Annotated in this window: 12 protein-coding genes; 10 read left to right on the forward strand and 2 right to left on the reverse strand. The window is 47.1% G+C overall.

Features of this window, described 5'->3' with window-relative positions:
- The first annotated feature begins 17 nt into the window (after window positions 1–17).
- The gene (locus FN124_RS14900; protein WP_142685623.1) at window positions 18–1,217 is read left to right on the forward strand and encodes a thiolase family protein; all 1,200 of its coding nucleotides are present in this window, start codon (window positions 18–20) and stop codon (window positions 1,215–1,217) included.
- 557 nt (window positions 1,218–1,774) lie between these two features.
- Here FN124_RS14900 and FN124_RS14905 read toward each other — a convergent pair.
- Complete coding sequence (locus FN124_RS14905) at window positions 1,775–2,356, reverse strand: RNA polymerase sigma factor (RefSeq protein WP_235015960.1); 582 nt, start codon at window positions 2,354–2,356, stop codon at window positions 1,775–1,777.
- A gap of 286 nt (window positions 2,357–2,642) precedes the next feature.
- Between FN124_RS14905 and uvrA the strand changes: the two genes are divergently transcribed.
- Window positions 2,643–5,462 carry an excinuclease ABC subunit UvrA gene (uvrA, locus tag FN124_RS14910; protein ID WP_185937219.1) on the forward strand — a complete coding sequence of 940 codons (2,820 nt, stop codon included), beginning with the start codon at window positions 2,643–2,645 and terminating at the stop codon, window positions 5,460–5,462.
- A gap of 77 nt (window positions 5,463–5,539) precedes the next feature.
- Here uvrA and FN124_RS14915 read toward each other — a convergent pair whose 3' ends face one another.
- Entirely contained in the window at window positions 5,540–5,980 is a 441-nt protein-coding gene (locus FN124_RS14915; RefSeq protein WP_142685624.1) for a DUF4293 domain-containing protein, read from the reverse strand.
- Window positions 5,981–6,125: 145 nt separating this feature from the next.
- On the opposite strand from FN124_RS14915, the gene FN124_RS31880 reads away from it, so the two are divergent.
- From FN124_RS31880 to aspS, 8 genes are all read left to right on the forward strand, one after another.
- Window positions 6,126–8,444, forward strand: coding sequence for an NADP-dependent malic enzyme (locus FN124_RS31880; protein ID WP_142685625.1), 2,319 nt, complete (start codon window positions 6,126–6,128; stop codon window positions 8,442–8,444).
- A 260-nt stretch (window positions 8,445–8,704) separates the two neighbouring features.
- The gene (locus tag FN124_RS14925; RefSeq protein WP_142685626.1) at window positions 8,705–9,736 is read left to right on the forward strand and encodes a hypothetical protein; all 1,032 of its coding nucleotides are present in this window, start codon (window positions 8,705–8,707) and stop codon (window positions 9,734–9,736) included.
- A 62-nt stretch (window positions 9,737–9,798) separates the two neighbouring features.
- Complete coding sequence (locus tag FN124_RS14930) at window positions 9,799–10,542, forward strand: MlaE family ABC transporter permease (RefSeq protein ID WP_142685627.1); 744 nt, start codon at window positions 9,799–9,801, stop codon at window positions 10,540–10,542.
- A 2-nt stretch (window positions 10,543–10,544) separates the two neighbouring features.
- The gene (locus FN124_RS14935) at window positions 10,545–11,360 is read left to right on the forward strand and encodes an ABC transporter ATP-binding protein (RefSeq protein ID WP_142685628.1); all 816 of its coding nucleotides are present in this window, start codon (window positions 10,545–10,547) and stop codon (window positions 11,358–11,360) included.
- Between the two features lie 221 nt (window positions 11,361–11,581).
- A complete protein-coding gene (gene sucD, locus FN124_RS14940; protein ID WP_142685629.1) occupies window positions 11,582–12,469 on the forward strand; it encodes a succinate--CoA ligase subunit alpha in 888 nt (295 codons plus the stop codon).
- A 147-nt stretch (window positions 12,470–12,616) separates the two neighbouring features.
- Entirely contained in the window at window positions 12,617–18,634 is a 6,018-nt protein-coding gene (locus FN124_RS14945) for an alpha-2-macroglobulin family protein (protein WP_142685630.1), read from the forward strand.
- Between the two features lie 69 nt (window positions 18,635–18,703).
- Window positions 18,704–19,753, forward strand: a complete 1,050-nt coding sequence (locus FN124_RS14950) for an NAD(P)/FAD-dependent oxidoreductase (RefSeq protein ID WP_185937220.1) — start codon at window positions 18,704–18,706, stop codon at window positions 19,751–19,753.
- Between the two features lie 128 nt (window positions 19,754–19,881).
- Window positions 19,882–21,633, forward strand: coding sequence for an aspartate--tRNA ligase (gene aspS, locus FN124_RS14955; RefSeq protein WP_142685632.1), 1,752 nt, complete (start codon window positions 19,882–19,884; stop codon window positions 21,631–21,633).
- Window positions 21,634–21,939: the final 306 nt, after the last annotated feature.

Consider the following 21,939-nt stretch of genomic DNA (forward strand, 5'->3'; position numbering starts at 1 on the left):
TAAACCAAAACAACCACATGCAAGTTGCATATATTGTAGATGCGGTGCGTACGCCCATAGGCCGCTATGGAGGCGCATTAAGTATGGTACGCCCGGATGACCTGCTGGCGCTGCTGCTCAAAGCGCTGATGGAAAGAAATCCTTCCCTTGATCCTGCTGTAATAGAAGATGTGATTGCCGGCGCTGCCAACCAGGCTGGTGAAGACAACCGGAATGTGGCGCGTATGGCGGCCTTGCTGGCGGGATTGCCGGTAACGGTGGCAGGTAATACCGTAAATCGTTTATGCGCTTCCGGTATGCAGGCAATTATGGATGCTGCACGCGCCATTATGTGCGGGGAAGGGGATGTGTACCTGGCCGGCGGCGTGGAAAGCATGACCCGGGCGCCTTTTGTGATGAGCAAATCCGACGGGGCCTTCAGCCGTAAAACAGAGATGTATGATTCTACTATCGGCTGGCGTTTTACCAATAAAAAACTGGCAGACATGTATTATCCTTTTTCCATGGGTGAAACTGCAGAAAATGTGGCGAATCAATGGAAGATAGGCAGGGAAGAACAGGACCTTTTTGCGCTACGGAGCCAAACCCTTTACAGGCAGGCGCTGGAAGCGGGTAAATGGCAGGATGAAATTATCCCGGTACCCATCACACCTAATAAAGAGGAGCAGGTTATTTTTTCAAAAGATGAGCATCCCCGTGATACCACGCTGGAAAAGCTTTCCGGCTTGCGTCCGGCTTTTGCAAAAGGCGGCTCCGTTACAGCGGGCAATTCTTCCGGTATTAATGATGGTGCGGCGGCCGTATTAATTGTATCTGAGAAAGCGCTGAAGCAGTTTAATCTTCAGCCGCTGGCGCAAATAAAAAGCATGGCGGTAGCGGGAGTGGATCCCTCCATTATGGGGATAGGCCCGGTACCGGCCTCCAGGAAGGCTTTGCAGCGTGCCGGCATAACGGCAGACCAGCTGCACCTGGCTGAGCTTAATGAAGCCTTTGCTGCACAGTCGCTCGCCTGTATGCGCGACCTGGCATTAAACCCCGATATCGTAAATGTAAACGGAGGCGCTATTGCCATTGGTCACCCGCTGGGTTGCAGCGGTGCACGCATAACTGCCACACTGCTCCACGAAATGAAACGGAGGGAAGGTGCAAGATATGGCCTAGCCACCATGTGCGTGGGCGTAGGGCAGGGCGCTGCCATGGTGTTTGAGCGGATCTGAGCAGATCGCCTTCGGCGATTACGCGGATGTTGTCTGACTCAGGATTAAACTGATTACGCTGATTTGATTACTTTGGATTTAAAAGGATTTGGGGAGATTTACGTGAACCGCTTATATCTCCTTAAATCCTTTTAAATCATTGTTGTCTGGTAATCTACCGCTAAATTACCATCCGGGCAATGAGTAGCAAAGCCAATCCGCCGGTTTTGCCGGTTTTTGCAAAACTATTTTCAGGATTTATTAAGCGCTTTTACGCCTCAAAGCATTGGAAGTGCATCAGGAGTGTATTAGGGTGTATGAGGAGAGCATTAGGACTATATTGGGGAGTGCAACACATAGACGACTCCTAAGCATCTGAGAAGTATCCGGGAAGCATCTATACTCCCATTCTTGCCTTAACCGGGCAATACCGCTTTAAAATCATTTATACCCCAAAAAAATAAAATCAGCGTAATCAGTTTAATCCTGAGTCCAACAAACTTCGCACCCCCTAAAATAGCGAGCGGTCGGACATTACATCCGGCCGCTCGTTGCTGGCAAGCAAAAAAAAGGGTTCCTCATAGACAGATTTGTTTCTCCGTCATCATTTTACGGAGATTGATCAGACCATAACGCATCCGACCCAGTGCGGTATTGATACTCACTTGCGTGAGATCTGCAATTTCTTTAAAACTTAACTCTGCATAGTGGCGCAGGATAATTACTTCCCGTTGTTCTTCCGGCAGCATATCCAGCATCCTGCGAACGCGATCGTGGCTCTGGCGGGTAATGAGCTTCTCTTCTGCACAACTGTCGCTGAAGCCCAACACATCGAAAATATCCTTATCGTCCCCTGTCCTGATCATCGGTGTCCGCTTGATCTTGCGGAAATGATCTACACAAAGGTTATGCGCAATACGCATGGCCCAGGGTAAAAACTTTCCCTTTTCAGTATAACGCTCAGCCCTGATGGTATCAATAATTTTAATGAAGGTGTCCTGGAAAATATCTTCCGCGAGGAAGGAATCCTTTACCAGTAACAGAATAGAAGTGAACACCTTATCTTTATGACGGTGAACCAACTCTTCTAATGCGGAAGAATGCCCCTTTTTAAAGAGGGTAATCAACTGCTCATCGCACAATTTGTACATTACTTGCATAAACTTCTACAACTAGGCGGGTTAGTAAATAAATACAGATTTTACAGCCAGTTCGGTTGTTTTAATTAAGTAGAGTTTAGGCGATATTGAACAGTTTTAGTTAAAGATGATTTTTGGAAAATCCAGCGAGATAGATCTGGTCCTATGCAAATATAAAAGATTAGTTCAATAAAACAAATAATAAAAAATAGCTTTCCGCGCATAGGTATTAGCTTTTAGCGTATCCTGGACATCTGTAAAAAGTGACCCGCGGAGCTAACATCTTTTCCCTTAAATTTGTTCTGTCATGGCAACAAAAGTAAAGAAACAAACAAGTATAATTGATCCTCAGGAAGTTAGCCCACAGGACCAGATTTTCATAAAAGGAGCCAGGGTACATAATCTTAAGAATGTAAGCGTCTCCATTCCCCGCAGCAAGCTGGTAGTTGTTACTGGTGTGTCCGGTTCGGGTAAATCCTCCCTTACCATGGATACCCTGTATGCGGAAGGACAGCGCAGGTACGCGGAAAGCTTAAGCTCTTATGCCCGGCAGTTCCTTATGCGGATGAACAAACCCGATGTGGATTACATCAAGGGGATTTGTCCCGCTATTGCGATTGAGCAGAAAGTGATCACCCGCACGCCCCGGTCTACCGTGGGATCGATGACGGAGATCTACGACTATCTGCGGTTATTGTATGGAAGAATAGGTAAAACCTATTCCCCCATCTCCGGAAAACTGGTAAAAAAGCACGAAGTAAGCGATGTGGTGGATTACATCATAAACCTGAAAAATGGCACTAAAGTGTTACTGCTCGCGCCTTTCCGCAGGCATGCGAAAAGAGACGTGAAGGAAGAGCTGAACATCCTGGTACAGAAAGGTTTTTCCCGTTTATACGTTCCCGGTAGCGAGGGCACCGGCTTGTTACGTATAGAGGAATTGCTGGAACAGAAGAAAATAGCTGTTCCCGATAACGCATGGGTGCTCATTGACCGCCTGGTAGCAAAGGATTTTGAGGAAGATGATAAACATCGTATAGCCGATAGCGTACAAACCGCGTTTTACGAAAGTGAAGGCGATTGCTATGTGGAAACCGATGGTAAGGATATCCAGCATTTCGCCAACCGTTTCGAGCTGGATGGGATCCAGTTTGAAGAGCCGGTCCCCAACCTGTTCTCATTCAATAACCCATATGGCGCATGCCCTACCTGTGAAGGTTTCGGGCAGGTGCTGGGAATTGATGCCGACCTGGTGATCCCCGATAAACGGTTGAGCGTTTTTGAAGGTGCGGTGGCTCCATGGCGGGGGGAAAAAATGGGCGAATACAAAGAAGCGCTCATTAAAACTGCCCGTAAATTTGGCTTCCCCGTTCATAAACCCATTGCGGAGCTTACCGATGAACAGGTAAAACTGCTCTGGACAGGCAACGAGCACTTCTACGGGCTGAACGAATTCTTTAAAATGGTGGAGCAAAACCTGTACAAGGTGCAATACCGTGTATTACAGGCCCGCTACCGCGGACGTACCGTATGCCCTGATTGTGGAGGCGGACGTTTACGCAAGGAAGCGCTCTATATAAAAGTTGGCGGACGCAATATCGCGGAGCTGGTAGATATGCCGGTATCAGACCTGAAACAATGGTTTGACGGCCTGCAGCTGAATGAGTTTGAACAACAGATCGGGAAACGTATCCTCATTGAGATCAACCACCGGATCAAAACATTGCTGGATGTGGGGTTAGGATACCTTACCCTGAACCGTGTGGCCAATACCCTCAGTGGTGGCGAAAGCCAGCGTATTCAGCTCACCCGCACCCTGGGAAGTAACCTCACCAATTCCATGTATATTCTTGATGAGCCAAGTATTGGTTTGCATGCACGGGATACCCACCGTTTGATTTCGGTGCTGAAAGAACTGCGCGATCTTGGCAATACGGTAGTAGTAGTGGAACATGATGAGCAGATGATGGAAGAAGCCGATTATATCATCGATATGGGGCCACTGGCCAGCCACCTGGGAGGAGAAGTGATTTTTGAAGGTACCTATCCGCAGATCTTAAAAGACAGTAAAAGTCTTACGGGAAAATACCTCAGCGGCCAGTACACCATTGACCCGCCGGCCAAAATCCGTAAATGGAAAAAAGCTATTACTGTTGAAGGCGCCCGTCAGCATAACCTGAAAGATATTACCGTTGATTTTCCATTGCAGGTACTAACTGTGATCAGTGGCGTGAGCGGATCCGGTAAAACCACATTGGTAAAGCAAATCCTGTATCCGGCACTGATGAAACTGAAAGGTGAGTTTGCTGAAAGGGTAGGAAATCACAAAGCACTCAAAGGCGCGCTGGACGACATTACACAGGTGGAGATGATTGACCAGAACCCGATCGGTAAATCATCGCGCTCCAACCCGGTTACCTATATCAAGGCTTACGACGAGATCCGGGATCTTTATGCCCGGCAACAACTGAGTAAGATGCGCGGTTTCCAGCCAAAGCATTTTTCCTTTAATGTTGATGGTGGCCGCTGCGATGCATGTAAAGGGGAAGGGGAAGTGATCGTGGAAATGCAGTTCCTGGCCGATGTGCATCTTACCTGCGAAAGCTGCGGAGGCAAACGCTTTAAAGACGAAGTACTGGAAGTAACCTATAAAGGGAAAAACATTTATGAAGTACTGGAAATGGGCGTAGATGAAGCACTGGACTTTTTTAAAGATGAAAAAGATGTGTGCAACAAGATACGGCCGTTGAGCAGTGTGGGATTAGGCTATGTGAAACTGGGCCAAAGCAGCGATACGCTGAGCGGTGGCGAGGCACAGCGGGTAAAGCTGGCTTCCTTCCTGGGCAAGGGTAAAGCACAGGGACATATCCTGTTTATTTTTGATGAGCCCACAACAGGCCTGCATTTTCATGATATCAGGAAGTTGCTGGATTCATTTAATGCCCTTATTGACCAGGGGCATACAGTGCTGGTGATTGAACATAACCTGGACGTGATCAGGAGTGCCGACTGGGTAATTGATCTTGGACCTGAAGGTGGTGCTGGCGGCGGTAACCTGCTGTATGCCGGGGTGCCGGAGGGGTTAAAAAAAGTCAAAGAAAGTTATACAGGGAAATTCCTTAAATAAGTAATAAAACTTAAAAGCCATTGCCTGTTGCATTTGCAGCAGGCAATGGCTTTTTTAATACCGTTGGTTTTCCTGCTTTATCGCAGCCTGTCGAGGGATTTGATCAGTTTCTCATCTTTATAGATTCCTCTTGCGGCAAGGAACAGGAGTATAATGATAACAACAGGTAAAACAGCTGCCGGCAAATAAGAGGCCGTGGTAATGGAAACACCGCCGCTGTTCAGTTTATTCGCCGTTTGCTGTACCACGTAATATTGCCAGCCCAGCGCCCCGAAGCTAAAAAGAATGTTAAATATTGTAAGCCTGAACTGTAGCTTACGTTTCTTAAAAAGGAAGATAGTGACCAGGGCCAGCAGGATGATAACGACGTACAGTACAAACAGGAGATAGTTGCTGGAGGCGTTTACAGATTGTTTTACACCATTGGAAAGGGTGGCTCTCCACAGATCGAAAGACAGAGCAGCAGCGCCTGCGGCGGCAGCCAATAGCAGATAGAGACTCTGGATGCGTTGTATCATGATATTTACGAATGTTTAACACTGTAAAAGTAAGTAATTTTAATGGTTAGCATGCTTAATAATGAAGGGATATCCCACTATTTGGGTGGATGGCCTTAATCCAATACTTCGTATATTGCACGCCCAATAACAATCTTATATTTATATGGCAAAGAAACTGAATAAGCAGGATGCGTTGGATTATCATGCAAAGGGCAGGCCGGGCAAAATAGAAGTCATACCTACGAAAGACACAAAATCACAATGGGATCTCTCCCTTGCTTACTCACCTGGAGTAGCAGAACCGTGTAAAGAAATTTTCAATGATGTAGAAAACGTTTACAAATATACCGCAAAAGGCAACCTGGTGGGCGTTATTAGCAATGGTACCGCTGTATTGGGATTAGGAGATATAGGCCCTGAGGCCGGTAAACCGGTGATGGAAGGAAAAGCGGTGTTGTTCAAAATATTTGCTGATATTGACGTATTTGATATAGAATTGGATGCGAAGGACCCCGATACCTTTGTAGCTGCTGTAAAAGCATTGGAGCCTACTTTCGGAGGCATTAACCTGGAAGACATCAAAAGCCCTGAGTGTTTTGAAATTGAAGACAGGCTCAGGAAAGAACTGAAAATCCCGATCATGCATGATGATCAGCATGGTACGGCCATCATTTCTTCCGCAGCGTTGCTGAATGCACTGGAACTGGTAAAGAAGAAAATAGAGAAAGTAAAGATAGTGGTGAATGGCGCAGGAGCCGCCGCCATGGCTTGTGTAAAGCTATACGTAGCGCTGGGCGCCAAACCGGAAAACTTTATCATGTTTGATAAAGACGGGGTGTTGAACAAAGACCGCCAGGGTCTTTCAGAAAGACATAAACAATTCACCACCAATACTAAAATTAAATCACTGGCAGAAGCCCTGAAAGGTGCGGATGTGTTCCTCGGACTGTCTGTAGGAAACGTGGTAACGGCGGAAATGATCAAGAGTATGGCGAAAAACCCCATCGTGTTCGCGATGGCGAACCCAGACCCGGAAATCGCTTATGAAACGGCTATTTCCGCACGCCCGGATATTATTATGGCTACCGGCCGTTCCGACTATCCCAACCAGGTAAACAATGTACTGGGTTTCCCTTACATTTTCCGCGGTGCGCTCGACGTGAGGGCTACGCAGATCAACGAGGCCATGAAACTGGCTGCAGTGCGGGCGCTGGCCGATATGGCAAAATCGCCGGTACCGGACATCGTGAACCTTGCCTATAATGAAAGAAATCTTTTTTTCGGACCTAAATATATCATTCCCAAACCCCTGGATCCCCGCTTGCTTAGCACGGTAGCCCCTGCGGTAGCCAAAGCTGCCATGGAAAGCGGCGTGGCGCATAAGCCCATCACCGATTGGGAAGCATACAGGAATGAGCTGAATCACCGTCTGGGACTGGATAACCAGCTCTTCAGGATCATCGGTACCAAAGCCCGTCGTGATCCGAGGAAGGTGGTATTTGCGGAAGCAGATAACCTGAAAGTGTTGAAAGCTGCACAGGTAGTGAACGATGAGGGCATCGCCTACCCGATCCTGCTGGGTAACGAAAACCGTATCCGTGAGCTGATGCTGGAAAATGCCATCGAAATTGATAACGTGGTGATCATAGATCCGAAGAGTGAAGACATGAAGGAAATGCGTCACCGCTTTGGCGACCTGTTCTTCAAGAAACGCCAGCGTAAAGGATTGAACCTTTATGAAGCGCGTAAAATTATGCGGGAACGTAACTATTTCGGCTGTATGATGGTGGAAACAGGAGAAGCAGATGCACTGATTTCCGGGTTAACACGCAAATATCCTGATACCATTCGTCCGGCGCTGCAGGTAATAGGTATGGAAGATGGTGCAAAGCGTGTAGCCGGTATGTATATCATTCAAACTAAACGCGGACCTTTATTCCTTGCAGATACTACCGTCAACTTTAACCCCACTGCGGAGGAAATTGCGGACATTACCATGATGGTGGCAAAGGAAGTAAAGCATTTTAACCTGACACCGCGCATTGCCATGCTTTCCTACTCCAACTTTGGCAGCAGCCAGACGCCGGAAGCACAGACCATGAGCAAGGCCCGTGAAATTGTGAAGCAACGCGACCCATCCCTCATTGTAGATGGAGAGATCCAGGCAGCAATGGCTTTCAATAAAGAAATCCTGAAAGATAATTATCCGTTTACGGAATTACTGGAAGAAGAAGTAAATACACTCATCTTCCCTAACCTGGCTGCAGGTAATATTGCTTATAACCTGTTGCAGGAAGTAGCCGGGTTTGATGCCATTGGCCCCATTCTGCTGGGAATGAAAAAGCCGGTGCACATCCTCCAGCTGGGAAGCACTGTAAGACAAATTGTGAACATGGTGAACATTGCCGTGGTAGACGCCCAGGAAAAATGCTGCCGCGAAGCAAAAGACAGCAAGGACAAAGACAAGAAAAAGAAGAAATAATCGCCTTCGGCGATGCGAATTTTGTCTGACTCAGGATTAAACTGATTACGCTGATTACGCTGATTACGCTGATTTGATCTTTTTGATTTTAAATGATTTGGGGAGATAGAAGCGAATCTGCTTCTATCTCCCCAAATCATTTAAATCATTCAAAAATCCTCAAAGATCAAATCAGCGTAATCAGCGTAATCAGTTTAATCCTGAGTCAGACAACCTTCGCGTTTAATCCTGAGTCAGACAAAATTCGCTATATTTATTCCATGCAAACTATTTCCCGAAAGAAGATATTTTTTCCGATCAATTCCGCTTTCCGCAGGTATCTTAAGTTATATGAACGGGAAGTGAAGCTGCCTATATCTTACGAGGAGCTGCGGTATTACGACCAGGCCATAGCAGTGTACGATAAGGAAGGAAAAGATACGTTGTGGGAAACCGTTTTTTATCCGCAAAGTATGGTAGGCCCCATCCATGCAGGGCTGAAACGGGTATATTCCATCCTGAAAGCCGGTGGTGATCAGACAGCCGAAGAGCATCTGCATATTGAGCGTATCGATTATTGTACTTTTGGGAATTCACATCCTTTCCGGATCAAAATTGTAAATAATTACAACGAGGTGTACGACTATTTTTATATCAAAATTGCCGATGCCTCCCGTATTTATGGCCTGGAACTGGAACATATCCTGTCTCCCTACTGGATGAATTTCCTGATAGATGGCAACACCCTTGTGGAAGAGCATATTGCAGGGGTGCCCGGCGACCAGTTTATCCTGCATTACCTGAACAGGCCAGAGTTTAACCCTAAACGTATAGCCAAAGAGTTTGTAAAATTCAACGAGCGTTGCTTTGTGCGGTTGCTGGGTGATATGCGTTCCTATAATTTCATTTTTGATATTACCCCGGATTTTGACGATGTGCAGTTCCGTATCCGTGCCATTGATTTTGACCAGCAGTTTTATGAGGGCCGGCGTACCTTATATATGCCCCAATATTTTAAAGAGAACCGCATATTTGTGGAACTGGCCATCAAGCACCTCAATGCAGAAGTGGTGAAACAGTACCAGCAGGAGGAGCGTGCCGTAATTGCCCGCCGTATTAAAGTGCAGCGGCACCGCATCAAGGACCTGCGGGATGTGATCATGACCGACCGGGTTTCTTTTCCTGAGAAGATCCAGCAGCTGGGAGATGAGCTGGCAGAATATTATCATGATCCCGTATTTTCCCGCTGTAAAACGATGGGGGAGATTATTGAGCGCAGTTTGAAGCGTTTGCTGGTGAGTAGTTTACGTTAGGCCCTGTATTAAATCTTAAATTAGGATATGATTGAAAAAATCCTTCCTATCTTTGATCAGTTATGGAGTTCAAATTCTTCTATCATTTCGGAAATTTCCTGCTCATGCTTAAAGGCATGTTTTCCCGCCCGGAAAACATGAAGATGTACTGGAAGCAATTTATGCAGCAATGTGTGGATATCGGCGTAGGGTCGTTCGGGATAGTATTTATTATTTCCCTGTTCATGGGAGGTGTAACTACCCTGCAAACCGCCTATCAGCTGGTAAGCCCTATTATTCCAAAGAGCACCATCGCACAGGTGGTAAGAGACACTATTATCCTGGAATTTGCGCCAACGCTTACCTGTATTGTACTGGCGGGTGTGATCGGGTCAAAAATAGCCTCGGAACTGGGTAACATGCGGATATCCGAACAGATTGACGCCCTGGAAATCATGGGTATCAACACCAAGGGATACCTGATTTTGCCTAAAATCCTGGCAGCCGTACTGATGATACCGGTACTGGTGGCTATTGCAGGCTTCCTTGGCATATGGGGAGGAAAGGAAGCGGGCGTGTTGTCCGGCATTATCTCCTCCGAGCAGTTTATGCAGGGGCTCCGGCAGGAATTCAAGGCATACAACGTATTTTTTGCGATGGCCAAATCCTATACTTTCGGGTTTATTATTGCCAGCGTATCTGCTTACTACGGCTATAATGTTACCGGCGGCGCACTGGAAATAGGTAAAGCCAGCACTACTGCCGTAGTGGTAAGCTGCGTGCTGATATTATTCATGGACTACGCATTAACGGCCATATTACTGTAATCATGATTGAACTGCAAGACATAAGAAAGAGCTTTGGGGATAAGGAAATACTGAAGGGCGTATCAACAATAATGGAACCCGGCAAGGTAAATCTCATTATCGGCTCCAGCGGTAGCGGTAAAACCGTGATGATGAAATGCATTGTTGGACTGATGGGCGTAGACGCAGGAAAAGTACTGTATGATAAGCAGGACTTTACTGCCATGGATGAAAAAGAGAAAAAGGTAATACGCCAGGAAATAGGCATGTTGTTCCAGGGCTCCGCGCTGTTCGACAGTATGACCGTTGAGCAGAATGTAATGTTTCCCCTGGAAATGTTCGGTAAAGGTACACTGAAAGAGAAAAAGGCCAGGGTAGCGGAATGTCTCGAAAGAGTACAGTTAAAAGAAGCCGCAAAAAAATTCCCTGCCGAGATCAGTGGAGGAATGAAGAAAAGGGTAGGGATTGCCCGTGCCATTGTGCTCAACCCGAAATACCTTTTTTGTGATGAGCCCAACTCCGGGCTGGACCCGCAAACCTCACTGCTGATCGATAAGCTCATTACGGAGCTTACACAGGAATACAATATCACTACCGTTATTAATACCCATGACATGAACACTGTAATGGAAAGCGGTGATCATATCGTGTATATGTACCAGGGCCAGAAGCAATGGGAGGGAAGCAATAAGGATATTGTATTCAGCAAGGACCAGAAATTAAACGACTTCATTTTTGCCTCCGAGTTCCTGCGGGAAGCAAAGGAAATGCGTCAGCTGGAATTATTTAAGGATGGTAAGTGGCGGGAGCAATTGAAAAAAGAGCAGGGAGAAAAGTAACAGATATTTGATTATCAGCAAAAAAGATAATATATAATATACGGATTTGTATTGGCCGGCACTGCCAGCTGCCTGAGTACTCCTTATTTACCGCCAATTATTTTCCCAACCAATTGGTAGCTTTATCTTAAAGGCACTAAATTGCAGAATTAGGGAAATCGGCTTATTTTTGCCGTCCAGAAGAATCAGACATATAATATTAAACCAATAAAACAAGCGCGATGAGTGTTTTAGTTAATAAGGATAGCAAAGTGATTGTTCAGGGATTTACCGGTACAGAAGGTACTTTCCACGCTACACAGATGATTGAATACGGTACCCAGGTAGTGGGTGGTGTTACACCTGGTAAAGGCGGCACTACACACCTGGAGCGCCCGGTATTCAACACAGTAGCCGATGCGGTAAAGGCAACCGGTGCAGATGTTTCTATCATTTTTGTACCTCCTGCATTTGCAGCCGACGCAATCATGGAAGCTACCGAAGCGGGTATTGCCCTGGTAGTATGTATCACAGAAGGTATTCCTGTACAGGATATGATCAAGGCAAAGAATTTCCTGCAGGGTACAACTACCCGCCTCATCGGACCAAACTGCCCTGGTGTTATCACTGCAGATGAAGCTAAAGTAGGTATCATGCCTGGCTTTATCTTCAAAAAGGGTAAGATCGGTATTGTTTCCAAATCCGGAACTTTAACTTATGAAGCTGCCGACCAGGTGGCGAAAGCCGGTTTAGGCGTTTCTACCGCTATCGGTATTGGTGGAGATCCTATTATCGGTACACCTACCAAAGACGCTGTGGAACTGCTGATGAACGATCCTGAAACTGAAGGCATCATCATGATCGGTGAAATTGGCGGTAGCATGGAAGCTGATGCAGCCAAATGGATCAAGGAAAATGGCACCAAGCCTGTAGTTGGTTTCATTGCTGGTCAGACTGCGCCTCCGGGACGCCGTATGGGTCACGCCGGAGCTATCATTGGCGGCGCTGAAGATACCGCTGCCGCGAAAATGAAGATCATGGCGGAATGTGGGGTTCACGTTGTGGAAAGCCCTGCCAACATTGGTAAAACAATGGCGGAAGTATTAAGTAAAACAGCAGCCCTGGCATAATTATCTGCCGGTAAAAATATATAAGGTGAAAAGTGAGGAGATTTATTCCAACACTTTTCACCTTTTTTGTTCCCCTTTATGGAAACCACGACTGTACTGGCATCCTCATCAGTAAAAGAAGTAACTTACTGTAAATAACGATCCTATATGCGTTTATTCATCGGAATATTCATTGTTTTAATCATTAGCAGCAATAAGATAATGGCCCAGTTCAATTACGATAACTCCTGGAAGAAGATCACCGCACTGGAAGAAAAGGGATTACCCAAATCAGCCCTGGAGGTAGTCAACGATATTTATGCACAGGCTGTAAAAGATAAAATACCCGCTCAGCAGATCAAAGCGCTCATTTACCAGATGAAGTACAATGCGGAGATCAATGACAGCAGTACCCTCCAGAACCTGCAGAAAATAGAAAAACAGACCGCTGCTGCCACCGGCCCTCAAAAAGCCATCCTGCAAAGCATCAGGGCGGAAATGCTGTACCGGTATTTTCAATACAACCGGTACAGGTTTTATAACCGTACTGCCATTGCAGGCGATGAAGGAACGGATGTAACTACCTGGGGGGCCGACCGGCTGCACCAGGAAATTACAGCCGCTTACCAAGCTTCCCTGTTTAACCGGGAAATGCTGGAGAAAACAAGTCTCACTGCATTTGACCCGATTATTGTTAAAGAAAATACCCGGCAGCTACGGCCAACCCTGTACGATTTACTGGCCCACCGCGCCCTGGAGTATTTTAAATCGGGAGAAGCTGCTATCACCAATCCTGCTAACCAGTTTGAGCTTACCGACCCGGCAGCCTTTGCGCCTGCCGCTACCTTTGCCGCACACCGCTTTACCAGTTCCGACAGCACTTCCCTGCAATACCACGCCCTGCTGATCCTGCAGGAACTGACCCGTTTGCATGCCGGCGATAAGGCAGCGTTACTGGATGTTGATGTGGAAAGGATAAGCTGGATAAACCAGGTGGCCGTTATGGAGAATAAGGATGCCCTTTACCTCCAGGCGCTGGATCAGGCGGTACTGGCTTACACAGGCGAAAAAGAGGTAACGGTTGTAATGCAGATGCAGGCTGCTTACTATATGCAGAAAGCAAATGCAGGTGATGATGCCAAAGGGGATAATATGAAGAAGGCAAAAGCTATCTGCGAAAAAGCAGTAGCGCTGGCCCCGGCATCCGCCGGAGGGGTAGCCTGTGCTTATATGTTGGATGAGATCAATGAACAATCCCTGGAACTGGTAACAGAATCAGTAAATGTTCCTGAGCTGCCATTCAGAACCCTGGTAAGATATAAGAATATTAACAAGATCTACCTGCGCATCTTTAAAATAGACGACACCTTCCTGAAGCTGTTACGCAAAGCGCAGAATAATTACCGCGACCAGGCAAATACCTACTGGCAGCTGATGCTGTCGCGCCCCGCGATGAAATCCTGGGAACAGGCCCTGCCCGATCCGCAGGATTATATCACCCATAAAGCAGAAATTAAAATAGATGCCCTGCCGGCAGGGCATTACATGCTGTTATCCAGCGCCGATCCGGCGTTTAAGATGAAAAATAACCCAATGGCCATGCAAATGACCTGGGTATCAAATATCAGTTACCTGGAAAACGGGGATGCTTATTATGCCCTTCATCGCACTACCGGGAAGCCGCTGGGAGGTATTGATCTCCAGGTACTGCGGAATAAGAACAACAATTCAGATGAATGGATACTGGTGGAAAAACTAACTACCGGTAAAGATGGCGGCGTAAAACCTGCGCCCATGAAACAAAATAACAACCTGCGCCTGTATTGGAAGAATGGGCAGGATGAATTATACATAGATACACACCGGTATTATTATACCAACAATGAACGGGAACAGGAGCCTAAGCCACAAACTTTCCTGTTTGCCGACAGGAGCATTTACCGCCCTGGTCAGACCATCTATTTTAAAGGAATTGTTTTAAAGAAACGGATCAATGAAACCGGCAGCGATGTGCTCACGAACTATAAAGCTACCCTATCATTGTACGACGCCAATGGCGATAAGGCTGATTCCATCAGCATAACTACTAACGAATATGGCGCTTATTCCGGGAAGTTTGCATTGCCGGAAGGCCGTATGAACGGGGGTTACAGCCTGAGAGATGAAACAGGAAACGGTTACCTGGCCTTCCAGGTGGAAGAATACAAACGCCCTAAATTTTATGTACAGTTCGATACCATAAAAAGCACTTATCGTATAGGAGATACCGTTACTGCCAATGCCAAAGCCCTGGCCTTTGCCGGGAATAACATAGATGGCGCAAAAGTTACCTACCGGGTGGAGCGGAGAGTGAGATACCCTTACCCCTGGTTATTTTATAAGATAGCTGTTCCATACGGATCTTCCAGGGAAATTAGTCATGGCGAAACCACTACAGACGCCAACGGCGCTTTCCTGGTAAAGTTCCCGGCACTTAGCGATAAATCAGTAGACCCGGCTACCAAACCGGTATTTACTTACGTGGTGCACGCCGATGTAACAGATCTGAACGGTGAGACCCGCAGTGGCAGCCAAACTATCAGCGTGGGCTACCAGTCTATGGAAATTGTGGTGAACGCACCCGATCGCCTGCAGCAGGAAGATTTTAAAACGCTGAAGATCTACTCCCGCAACCTGAACGGAGGCTTTGAGCCTGCCAGTCTTACTATAGCCGTGAAACCGCTTACGCCTAACAAACGCCTGCTGCGTCCCCGCTATTGGGAAGCGCCTGATCAGTTTGTAATGGATGAAGCCAGTTACGTACAGGCGTTCCCGGTAGATATCTATAAAAATGAAGATGATCGCAGGAACTGGCCCCGCCAGGCAGCAGTGATCCGGGAAACCATTGCCGGTGATCCTGAAGGGAAAGTGACATTGGACACCAGGAAGCTGGCCCCGGGATTCTATGAGCTGGAGGTAAGTACAAAAGACAGGAACAATGAATCCGTTGTACAGAAAACGACTTTTGAATTAATTGATGACCATCCCAAAGCGCTGCCGGCGCCGGTTTATTTATGGAGCTATCCTGCCGCCGTTACTGTATCACCGGGGAAAACCGCTACTATCCTGCTGGGTTCTGCCGCCGGTAATATTCACCTGATCCAGACAAAGAGAACAGCGACAACCAAAGAGATCGTTTCTTCGCTTGAGTTCTCCGGTATAAAGCAACTTGATTTCCCTGTAACGGAAAACGAGCGGGGGAATATAGCGCTGGCGCATGTATTTGTAAAGGATAACCGGGTATTTACCGCGGGGCCAGTAATAACTGTGGCCTGGGATAACAAGGATCTGCAAATAAAGCTGGGCACCCATCGTGATAAATTATTACCAGGAGAAAAAGAAAAATGGACGGCGCAGATCTCCGGTTATAAAAATGAAAAAGTAGCCGCCGAAATGCTGGCATCTATGTATGATGCCTCCCTTGATGAATTTTTACCGCATCAATGGTATAAGCCTTCTATCTATCCATATGTATATAATCTTCTTACGTTTAATGGCCGGGAGAATTTTAAGATGGATGTGTCTGCAGGGCTTTATGATCCCGAAAGGAAACCGCATGCTGCAGATGAAAAAAGATATGAAACACTGAACCTGTTCGATTGGAATATGGGTGACGGCTACGGAGGCGGAGGCCGGGTGGGAGTCGCAAGAAGGTATAAAGCGTCTGCTGCAAACGCAGGTAATCAACCTGTTCTGCAGGAAATGGCCATGGCTCCCGCGCCGGCAGCTATAGCTGATGACAGAATTACTGAACAAGTCATTGCTAGCAAGGCCGGTGGCGAACAAGCTCCGGCAGATGAAAAAGAACCTGCAACACCTTCCATCCGTAAAAACTTCCAGGAAACGGCTTTCTTCTTCCCGGACCTTCACACCGATAAAGACGGTAACATCACCTTTGAATTCACCGTTCCGGAAGCGCTTACCAAATGGAACTTCCAGGGCCTCGCTCATACGAAAGACCTGGCCTTTGGTTATGCCAGCGCCAGCATTGTAACACAAAAAGTGCTGATGGTGCAGCCTAACACGCCACGGTTTGTGCGGGAGGGAGATAAAATGGAGTTCACTGCCAAGGTGAGCAACCTATCGGACTCCCAGCTGATAGGCCAGGCACACCTGGAATTGCTGGATGCTACTACAATGCAGCCGGTAGACGGATGGTTCCAGAATATTTTCCCGTTACAGCATTTCACTGCCCAGGCAGGACAGAGCACCGTGGTGAGCTTCCCGATCCAGATACCGCACGGGTTCCAGAGCGCCCTGATCTACCGGGTTACCGCACAGGCAGGGAATTTCAGCGATGGAGAAGAAAATGCATTACCGGTGTTAACCAACCGGATGCTGGTAACAGAATCGCTGCCATTACCGGTTCGTGGCGATGGCAAACATGATTTTACTTTTGATAAATTATTGCACAGCGATTCTTCACAAACTATCGTACAACATGGTGTTACCGTTGAATATACCAGCAACCCGGCCTGGTATGCGGTTCAGGCGCTGCCTTACCTCATGGAATTTCCGTACGAATGCGCTGAGCAGGTGTTTAACCGCTATTATGCCAACGCATTGGCCACCCATATTACCAATACTGCGCCAGGGTTAAAAACCATTTTCGATAAATGGAAGATCACAGATACAGCAGCATTGGAAAGCAACCTGGCGAAAAATGAAGAGCTGAAATCGGTATTGCTGCAGCAAACCCCCTGGGTGCTGGAGGCAAAGGATGAAGCGCAGCAGAAAAAGAATATTGCCCTGCTGTTCGATCTGCAACGGATGCAGAAGGAGAGGAAGTCGGCGTTGAACAAGCTAACTGCCCAGCAGTTGCCGGATGGCGCGTTTCCATGGTTTACCGGTATGTGGAAAGACAGGTTCCTCACACAGTATATCGTAGCCGGTTTGGGCCATTTACAGCAGCTTACCGGGGAGAAAGATCCTGCCGCTACTGCAATGGCAATGAAAGCGATCGATTACCTGGATAAGGAACTGGATGAAGATTATTACAGGCTGGTGAAAACAAAGGCCAATATGAAAGAACAGCAGATTGGCCAGGTGCAGATCCACTACCTGTACGCCCGCAGCTTCTTCGATAAACCGGTGCCTGCTGCCATGAAGAAATCATTTGATTTTTACTATGCACAGCAACAAAAATACTGGTCAAAACAAAGCCGCTACGCACAGGGAATGATAGCCTTATCGCAGTTTAAAAAGAATGACCAGGTAACGCCGGCGGCTATACTGAAATCACTGAAAGAGAATGCCATGAACAGCAAAGAAATGGGTATGTACTGGAAAGATGTAACCGGTGGTTACAACTGGTACCAGGCGCCTGTTGAAACGCAGTCGCTGCTGATAGAAGCCTTCCAGGTAGCAGGCAAGGATGCCGCCGCCGTGGCAGATATGAAAACCTGGTTGTTAAAGAATAAGCAAACCAATAACTGGCATACCACCAAAGCCACTGCAGACGCCTGCTATGCTATGCTGCTACAGGGCGATGACTGGCTGGCCGCTTCTCCCGAAGTATCCGTACAACTTGGAAATACCCCGGTGAAGCCTGTTGCCAAAGAAGCAGGCACCGGTTATTTTAAGGAAAAAATAGCCGCTAAAGCAGTGAAACCGGATATGGGCAATATCAGTGTAACTGTGAGTGGCAGCAAGGGGCAGCCATCCTGGGGAGCCGTGTACTGGCAATACTTTGAAGACCTGGATAAAATTACCGCTGCAGCTACACCACTGGTGCTGGAAAAAGAGCTGTTTAAAGAGGTGAATAGCAACAAAGGACCGGTGCTCACAAAAATCAATGAAGGCAATGAGCTGAAAGTTGGCGACAAAGTGAAAGTGAGGATAGTGCTGCGGGCCGACAGGCAGATGGAATACATTCACCTGAAAGACATGCGGGCAGCTTGTTTTGAGCCAACCAATGTGATCAGCAGCAGCAAATGGCAGGATGGATTAAGCTACTATGAAAGCACCCGGGACGCTTCTACAGATTTCTTTTTCAGTTATCTGCCAAAAGGAACCTATGTGTTTGAATACACGCTGTTTGTTACTCATCAGGGTAAATTCTCCAATGGTATCAGTACCGCCCAGTGTATGTATGCGCCTGAGTTTTCAGCACATAGCAGCGGGCTTAATGTAAAAGTGACTGAATAAAATTGTGATATAGTTTGTAAAGGGCTGATGGATATCCTTCAGCCCTTTTTTATTGTTATTTTTGAGGGCATGAGGAACGCAGATTACGTTATTGTAGGACAGGGAATAGCAGGTACCATGTTAAGCTGGTTCCTGTTGCAGGCAGGCAAAAAAGTAATTGTTATAGATGACGGCAAACCCAACAGCGCATCCAGGGTAGCGGCTGGGATCATTAACCCTGTGTCTGGCCGCAGATTTGAACCGGCCTGGATGTATGATACTATTTACCCGTTTGCCAAAATCACCTATGAGCAGCTATCGGCCCTGTTGCAGGTGCCGGTTTTTACAGAACGGGAACTGTGGACGGTTTTTCCATCGATGCAGATGAGGGAAGCTTTTCTGAATAAAACTACCGGTAATGAATATACGCAGCTGCCCGCTGTCATGAAATATGCCGCTTTCCTGGATCAGCCTTACGGCGCGGCTATTGTACGTGGCGCTACGGTAAACCTCCGTTCGCTTTTGCCGGCTTATCGCCGTTACTTACAGGACCAGGATGCCCTGGTGGAAGTCCACCTGGATATTGAATACCTGGAGATCAGGGAGAATGAGGTAGTTTATGGAGATATATCTGCCGCTAAAATTATTTTCTGTGATGGAGCGGGTACCCGGGGGCTTCCTTTTTTTAAGGAGATAAAGTTTTTGCCTAATAAGGGAGAAGTGTTGCTGGTGAAGATACCTGGACTGGAAACCGGGGATATTATCAAGAAGGGGATCACGCTGGTACCGCAGGACAATGGGTTATTCTGGGCAGGATCTTCTTTCGTGTGGGATTATGAAGACGACCTGCCTACTTTAAAGCAGCGGGAAATATTGGAAAAAAGCCTCCGCCAGCTGTTGAAAGTGCCGTATGAAATAGTGGATCAGCTTTCGGCGGTGAGGCCATCCGGGAACGACCGTCGCCCTATAGCCGGTTTCCACCCCCAACTACCGCCTGTAGGGCTTTTTAACGGGCTGGGAACAAAAGGATGTTCGCTTGCTCCCTTTATGGCAGCGCATTTCAGGGATGTACTTCTTGCCAATGCACCGCTGATGCCGGAAATAGACCTCAAACGATATTTTAACATACACCGGGCATAAAATGCCCGATTCAAACCGTATCTTTGCCCCCCTTATGGGCATAAGTGAACAACTGGAGAGTGGTCGCCAATTGATGCCTGCTTATCCCGTAATGCAACCATAAAACTAACTAAATCAACTATTTACGCATGTATAGGACGCACACTTGCGGGGAATTACGAATGGAACAGGTGGGCCAGGAAGTAACTTTGGCCGGATGGATACAGACAGTAAGAAAGTTTGGCAGTATCAATTTTTTTGATCTGCGGGACCGTTATGGTATTACTCAATTATTATTCGGGGAAAGCCTGAATGCTAAACTGGATGCACAGCCGCTGGGCCGTGAGTTTGTAATCCAGGTAAAAGGCACCGTAACCGAGCGTTCAAATAAAAATAAAAATATCCCTACCGGTGATATAGAGATCACTGTGAGTGATTTTACCATCCTTAATGCAGCTAAAACGCCGCCGTTTACCCTGCAGGATGATACCGACGGAGGAGATGAGCTGCGGATGAAATACCGCTTCCTCGACCTGCGCCGTAACGTTGTAAGGCAAAACCTGGAACTGCGTTATCAGGTAGGACGGGCTGCCCGCAACTACCTGCATACGGCTGGGTTTATGGATATAGAAACTCCTTTCCTGATCAAATCCACCCCGGAAGGCGCACGCGATTTCGTAGTGCCCAGCCGCATGAACCCCAACGAGTTCTATGCGCTGCCACAGTCGCCCCAAACCTTTAAGCAATTGCTGATGGTGAGTGGCTACGACCGTTACTACCAGATTGTGAAATGCTTCAGGGATGAGGATCTTCGTGCCGACAGGCAGCCGGAGTTTACCCAGATCGACTGTGAGATGAGCTTTGTAGACCAGGAAGATATCCTGAGCACCTTTGAGCATATGCTCAAGCACATCTTCAGGGAAATAAAAGGCATTGAATTTCCTGAAGCCTTCCCGCGGATGACTTTTGATGATGCGATGGAGTATTATGGTAACGATAAACCGGATATCCGCTTCGAAATGAAGCTGGTAAACCTGAACGATACCGCTAAAAACAAGGGCTTTAAAGTATTTGATGATGCAGAACTGGTGGTGGCTATTGCTGCCAAGGGTTGTGCAGAATATACCCGCAAACAGCTGGATGAACTTACGGATTGGGTAAAGCGCCCGCAGATCGGGATGAGCGGGCTCATCTATGTGCGTTACAACACAGATGGTACGTTAAAGAGCTCTGTGGATAAGTTTTTTGACGAGGAGCAACTCAAATTATGGGCGCAAAAATGTCAGGCCCAACCCGGAGATCTAATCCTGGTGCTGGCTGGCAAGGAAGAGCGTACCCGTAAAGCTGCCAGCGAGCTCCGCCTGGAAATGGGAGAACGCCTTGGTTTACGCAACAAAAACGACTTTAAACCGTTGTGGGTTATAGACTTTCCGTTATTTGAATACGCTGAAGAGGAAAACCGCTGGGTGGCCCGTCACCATCCGTTTACGTCACCAAAGCCGGAGCAGATAGCTCTGATGGATGATCCTTCACAATACGGCAAAATTAAGGCTAACGCCTACGATATAGTTTTAAACGGCACAGAAGTAGGGGGTGGTTCCATCCGTATTTTCCAGCGCGACCTGCAGCAGAAAATGTTTGCAGCCCTGGGAATGAGCAAGGAAGAGGCAGAACACAAATTTGGCTTCCTGTTGGGGGCATTTGAATATGGTGCGCCGCCACATGGAGGTATTGCCTTCGGATTTGATCGCCTGTGTTCGCTGTTGGGTGGCAGTGAAAGTATCCGCGACTTTATCGCTTTCCCGAAAAATAACTCCGGGCGTGATGTAATGCTGGATGCGCCCGCTGAAATTGATCAGCAACAGCTGAATGAATTGAAGATCAGCCTGGTAAAGTCATAATAAGCCCGCTTCAAAAGCATGTTTAACAAGTTGCTAACATGCTTTCCGCGGGAAAAAGGCTTACCGGCATAGTCTTTGCAAGAGGGAATGCTTTTGTCGCTAAAATCCCCTTTGATATGGCAAGGTGCCGCATCAAAGGGGATTGGCACAAATATGAGGTACAATTTTTTTTAACAAGAGATTAACGGGTTAGATAAGAAAAAGAGGAGATCGTATTATTTAAATTTTTAAAGTAATATTGCGATGTGATCATCGTTGATATGTGAGGTAAGAAAATGATGCTGAAAACAAAGAAGGAACTATCAC

The sequence above is a fragment of the Chitinophaga polysaccharea genome (assembly GCF_902150045.1).
Classification (GTDB): Bacteria; Bacteroidota; Bacteroidia; order Chitinophagales; family Chitinophagaceae; genus Chitinophaga; species Chitinophaga polysaccharea_A.